This window comes from Streptomyces sp. NPDC054794 (assembly GCF_053611585.1).
Genome location: NZ_JBSHAQ010000123.1, coordinates 1 through 5,474 on the forward strand (window position 1 = coordinate 1; position 5,474 = coordinate 5,474).

Annotated in this window: 4 protein-coding genes; 3 read left to right on the plus strand and 1 reads right to left on the minus strand. The window is 72.1% G+C overall.

Annotation, left to right across the window (positions count from 1 at the left end):
* Window positions 1-157: 157 nt before the first annotated feature.
* Window positions 158-2,356 carry an elongation factor G-like protein EF-G2 gene (locus ACWGKT_RS48155; protein ID WP_453278768.1) on the minus strand — a complete coding sequence of 733 codons (2,199 nt, stop codon included), beginning with the start codon at window positions 2,354-2,356 and terminating at the stop codon, window positions 158-160.
* Window positions 2,357-2,585: 229 nt separating this feature from the next.
* Here ACWGKT_RS48155 and pgsA point away from each other — a divergent pair, with 229 nt between their 5' ends.
* Genes pgsA through ACWGKT_RS48170 form a run of 3 tightly spaced genes read left to right on the plus strand, consistent with a single transcriptional unit; the run spans window position 2,586 to window position 5,418 of the window.
* A complete protein-coding gene (gene pgsA, locus ACWGKT_RS48160; RefSeq protein ID WP_453278769.1) occupies window positions 2,586-3,347 on the plus strand; it encodes a phosphatidylinositol phosphate synthase in 762 nt (253 codons plus the stop codon).
* Window positions 3,344-4,261: a phosphatidylinositol mannoside acyltransferase gene (locus ACWGKT_RS48165; protein ID WP_235458859.1), complete on the plus strand. Its 918-nt coding sequence runs from the start codon at window positions 3,344-3,346 to the stop codon at window positions 4,259-4,261. The genes pgsA and ACWGKT_RS48165 overlap by 4 nt, the downstream gene beginning before the upstream one ends.
* The gene (locus ACWGKT_RS48170) at window positions 4,258-5,418 is read left to right on the plus strand and encodes a glycosyltransferase family 4 protein (RefSeq protein ID WP_453278770.1); all 1,161 of its coding nucleotides are present in this window, start codon (window positions 4,258-4,260) and stop codon (window positions 5,416-5,418) included. The genes ACWGKT_RS48165 and ACWGKT_RS48170 overlap by 4 nt, the downstream gene beginning before the upstream one ends.
* The last annotated feature ends 56 nt before the right edge of the window (window positions 5,419-5,474 follow it).

Genomic DNA, 5,474 nt, shown 5'->3' on the forward strand with positions numbered 1-5,474 from the left:
CTGTTTGTGCCCCCTTTTGTCTCTCTGGGGTGTGTTTGTCTTTGTGTGTTTCGCGAACCCCCCGGCCCCCCTCGGGGGGGGGCGCCCCCCCCCCCCCCCCCCCCGACTCGGAGGGGAGCGTTCCGCACAGCTCGGCGGAGTGTCCCGAGGAAGCCGACTAGGAGGCTTCCTTGGCCTGTTCGCGGATCTTCTCGGCGATCTGCGGCGGCATCGGCTCGTGCCGCGCGTACGCACGGCTGAAACGGGCGGTGCCGTGCGACAGCGACCGCAGGTCCACCGCGTACCGGCCGATCTCGAACTCCGGCACCTCGGCCCGTACGAGCGTCCGTCCGGAGCCCACCTGTTCAGTGCCGAGCACCCGGCCGCGCCGCCCGGACAGATCGCTCATCACGGCGCCGACGTAGTCGTCGCCGACCAGGACGGTCACCTCGGCCACCGGCTCCAGCAGATGGATCTTCGCGTCCGCCGCGGCCTCCCGCAGCGCCAGCGCGCCCGCCGTCTGGAACGCGGCGTCGGAGGAGTCGACGGAGTGCGCCTTGCCGTCGAGCAGCGTGATGCGCACGTCGACCAGCGGATAGCCGGCCGCGACTCCCTTGGCCGCCTGGGCGCGTACGCCCTTCTCCACGGACGGGATGAACTGCCGCGGCACCGCGCCGCCGACCACCTTGTCCACGAACTCGATGCCCGAACCGCCGGGCAGCGGCTCGACCTCGACCTCGCAGATGGCGTACTGGCCGTGCCCGCCGGACTGCTTCACATGGCGCCCGCGCCCGGCGGCCTTGTTCGCGAACGTCTCCCGCAGCGACACCCGGTGGGGCACGACGTCGACCTGGACGCCGTAGCGGCTGCGCAGCCGCTCCAGAGCGACGTCCGCGTGGGCCTCGCCCAGGCACCACAGCACGACCTGATGCGTGTTCTGGTTCTGCTCCAGACGCATCGTCGGGTCCTCGGCGACCAGCCTGCTCAGGCCCTGCGAGAGCTTGTCCTCGTCCGGTTTGCTGTGCGCCTGGATGGCCAGCGGGAGCAGCGGGTCGGGCATCTCCCACGGCGCCATGAGCAGCGGATCGTCCTTGGCCGACAGGGTGTCCCCGGTCTCGGCCCGGCCCAGCTTCGCCACGCACGCCAGATCGCCCGCGACGGCGTGCGACACCGGCCGCTGCTGCTTGCCGAACGGCGTGGACACGGCGCCGATCCGCTCGTCGACGTCGTGGTCCTCGTGCCCGCGGTCGGCCAGCCCGTGCCCGGAGACGTGCACCGTCTCGTCGGGCCGCAGCGTGCCGGAGAAGACCCGGACCAGGGAGACCCGGCCCACGTACGGGTCGGAGGAGGTCTTGACGACCTCGGCGACCAGCGGCCCGCCGGGATCGCAGGTCTTCAGCTCACGCGGCTTGCCGTCGACCGTGGTGACGTCCGGGGCCCGCCGCTCCAGCGGGGTCGGGAAGCCGCCCGTGATCAGCTCCAGCAGCTCGACGGTGCCGAGTCCCTGCTTGGCGCCCTCGGCCGCGGGGGCGGCGGCCAGGACGGGGAAGAAGACCCCGCGGGCGACGGCCCGCTCCAGGTCCTCGATCAGCGTCTTGACGTCGACCTGCTCGCCGCCGAGGTAGCGGTCCATGAGGGTCTCGTCCTCGCTCTCCGAGATGATCCCCTCGATGAGCCGGTTGCGCGCCTCCTCGATCCCCGGCAGCTGGTCCGCGTCCGGCTCGGACTCCTTGCGTTCCCCGCTCGCGTAGTCGAACAGCTTCTGCGAGAGCAGCCCGGTCAGCCCGGTCACGGGCGCGTGCCCGTCGGGGCCCTGCGCGCCGTACAGCGGCAGGTACAGCGGGATCACGGCGTCGGGGTCGTCGCCGCCGAACGCCTGCGCGCACACCCGGGTCATCTCGTCGAAGTCCGCGCGGGCGGCCTCCAGGTGTGTGACCACGATGGCCCGCGGCATGCCGACGGCCGCGCACTCCTCCCACACCATCCGGGTCGAGCCGTCCACCCCGTCCGAGGCCGAGACGACGAAGAGAGCCGCGTCCGCGGCTCGCAGACCGGCCCTCAGCTCTCCGACGAAGTCGGCGTATCCGGGGGTGTCGAGAAGGTTGATCTTGATGCCGTTCCATTCGACGGGCACCAGGGACAGCTGCACGGAGCGCTGCTGCCGGTGCTCGATCTCGTCGTAGTCGGAGAGGGTGCCGCCGTCCTCCACGCGGCCCGCCCGGTTCACGGCCCCCGCGGTCAGCGCGAGAGCCTCCACCAGAGTCGTCTTGCCCGATCCGGAGTGGCCGACCAGCACCACATTCCGTACGGACGCGGGGTGGTCGGCCGCCGTAGCCCTGCCGGCGGCTCCAGGGTGTGTCTGTGCCTTGTCGCCCATGTTCCTGCCTCCCGTACACGGTGAGGTCACTGGGGGCGCGGACACGCGGGACCGCGTGCACTGGCGGCTCCGGCGACGCCCGCGGTCCTTCGAGCTTTCCACTCCCGTCACGTTGCGTCCATACGACGGACCCGATCCCGCCGTGGGCCGTGGGTGGCGGGCCGTCCGCCGCGTCCGAAGGAGCCTGGTCCGGGTGCCCGGCGGTCGCCGACACGCGCGCGTGGCTACGATGGGCCAGCCGGTGGCCAGCAGGGGCCGCGCGGCGACACCGACCGTCGGGAAGGCCATGCTGAACAAGTACGCGCGTGCATTCTTCACGCGTGTCCTCACGCCGTTCGCCGCGTTTCTCATCCGCAGGGGCGTCAGCCCCGACACGGTGACGCTGCTCGGCACCGCCGGTGTGGTCGCGGGCGCACTGATCTTCTACCCCCGGGGCGAGTTCTTCTGGGGCACGGTCGTGATCACGCTGTTCGTCTTCTCCGACCTGGTCGACGGGAACATGGCCCGCCAGCTGGGCCGCACCAGCCGCTGGGGCGCCTTCCTGGACTCCACCCTGGACCGGGTCGCCGACGGCGCCATCTTCGGCGGCTTCGCGCTCTGGTACGCGGGCAACGGCGACGACAACGTCCTGTGCGCCGTCTCGATCTTCTGCCTGGCCAGCGGCCAGGTGGTGTCGTACACCAAGGCCCGTGGCGAGTCGATCGGACTGCCGGTCGCCGTCAACGGGCTCGTGGAGCGCGCCGAGCGACTGGTGATCTCGCTGGTCGCCGCCGGTCTCGCGGGCCTGCACAAATTCGGCGTGCCCGGCATCCAGTACCTGCTGCCGGTCGCTCTGTGGATCGTCGCCGTCGGCAGCCTGGTCACCCTGATCCAGCGCGTCGTCACGGTTCGCCGGGAGTCCGCCGAGGCCGAGGCGGCGGCCGCCGCCGAGAACGGCGCGAACACGTCCCGGGGGAGCAACGCGTCCCAGGGGAGCGAGGCGGCGAAGTGAGCATCGCCGACCGGCTGACCGACTCCCTCTACGGACTCGGTTGGAGCACCGTCAAGAAACTCCCCGAGCCGGTGGCCACGGGCCTGGGCCGCACCATCGCGGACCTCGCCTGGAAGCGGCGCGGCAAGGGCGTCCTGCGCCTGGAGAGCAACTACGCGCGCGTGGTGCCCGACGCGAGCCCCGAGCGGCTCGCCGAGCTGTCGCGCGCGGGCATGCGCTCGTACCTGCGCTACTGGATGGAGTCCTTCCGGCTGCCCGCCTGGAGCCCCGAGCGGGTCAGGACCGGCTTCGACGTCCAGGACGCCCACTACCTGACCGACGGCCTGGCCTCCGACCGGGGCGTGATCCTCGCGCTGCCGCACCTGGCCAACTGGGACCTCGCCGGCGCCTGGGTCACCACCAAGCTCGAAACCCCCTTCACCACCGTCGCGGAGCGCCTCAAGCCCGAGACCCTCTACGACCGCTTCGTGGCCTACCGCGAGGGCCTCGGCATGGAGGTCCTGCCGCACAGCGGCGGCTCCGCGTTCGGCACCCTGGCCCGGCGGCTGCGCGACGGCGGCCTGGTCTGCCTGGTCGCCGACCGTGACCTGTCCGCCTCCGGCGTGGAGGTCAAGTTCTTCGGCGAGACGGCACGGATGCCCGCGGGCCCGTCCCTCCTCGCCCAGCAGACGGGCGCGCTCCTGCTGCCCGTCACCCTCTGGTACGACGACTCGCCCGTCATGCGCGGCCGGATCCACCCCCCGGTCGAGGTACCCGAGACAGGTACGCGCGCCGAGAAGACGTCCGTCATGACACAGGCGCTGGCCGACGCCTTCGCCACGGGGATCGCCGACCATCCGGAGGACTGGCACATGCTGCAGCGTTTGTGGCTCGCGGACCTGGAACCGCGGCCCGTCGACGGGGAGCGCGCGTGAGGATCGGCATCGTCTGCCCGTACTCCTGGGACGTACCGGGCGGGGTCCAGTTCCACATCCGGGACCTGGCCGAATACTTCATCCGCCTGGGCCACGAGGTGTCCGTGCTGGCCCCCGCGGACGACGACACGCCCCTGCCGCCGTACGTCGTCTCCGCCGGCCGCGCGGTCCCGGTGCCGTACAACGGCTCGGTGGCCCGCCTGAACTTCGGCTTCCTCTCGGCGGCCCGGGTCCGGCGCTGGCTGCACGACGGCGCGTTCGACGTGGTCCACATCCACGAGCCCACCTCGCCGTCGCTGGGTCTGCTGACCTGCTGGGCCGCCGAGGGACCCATCGTCGCGACCTTCCACACCTCGAACCCGCGCTCGCGCGCGATGATCGCCGCGTACTCGATCCTGCAGGCGGCGCTGGAGAAGATCAGCGCCCGGATCGCCGTGAGCGAGTACGCCCGCCGCACGCTCGTCGAGCACCTGGGCGGCGACGCCGTCGTGATCCCGAACGGCGTCGACGTGGACTTCTTCGCCAAGGCCGAGCCGAACCCCGAGTGGCAGGGCGACACGATCGGCTTCATCGGCCGCATCGACGAGCCGCGCAAGGGCCTGCCGGTGCTCATGAAGGCCCTGCCGAAGATCCTCGCCGCCCGTCCGCAGACCCGGCTGCTGGTGGCCGGCCGGGGCGACGAGGAGGAGGCGGTGGAGACGCTGCCCGCCGAGCTCCGATCCCGCGTCGAGTTCCTCGGCATGGTCAGCGACGAGGACAAGGCACGCTTCCTGCGCAGCATCGACCTGTACGTGGCCCCCAACACCGGCGGCGAGAGCTTCGGCATCATCCTGGTCGAGGCGATGTCGGCCGGCGCCCCCGTGCTCGCCTCCGACCTGGACGCCTTCGCCCAGGTCCTCGACCAGGGGGCGGCGGGGGAGCTGTTCGCCAACGAGGACGCGGACGCCCTGGCCGACGCGGCCGTACGCCTCCTGGCCGACCCGGATCGCCGCGCGCAGCTGCGGGACCACGGCAGCGCCCATGTGCGCCGCTTCGACTGGTCCACCGTCGGCGCGGACATCCTGTCGGTGTACGAGACGGTGACGGCCGGCGCGGCCGCGGTGGCCACGGACGAACGCCCGGGCTTCCGCTCCCGCTTCGGCCTGGCCAGGGACTGACGGGAACGGCCGCTCTGCATCCCGCCCAGCCCTATCCAGCCCGTCCGGCGTTTGAG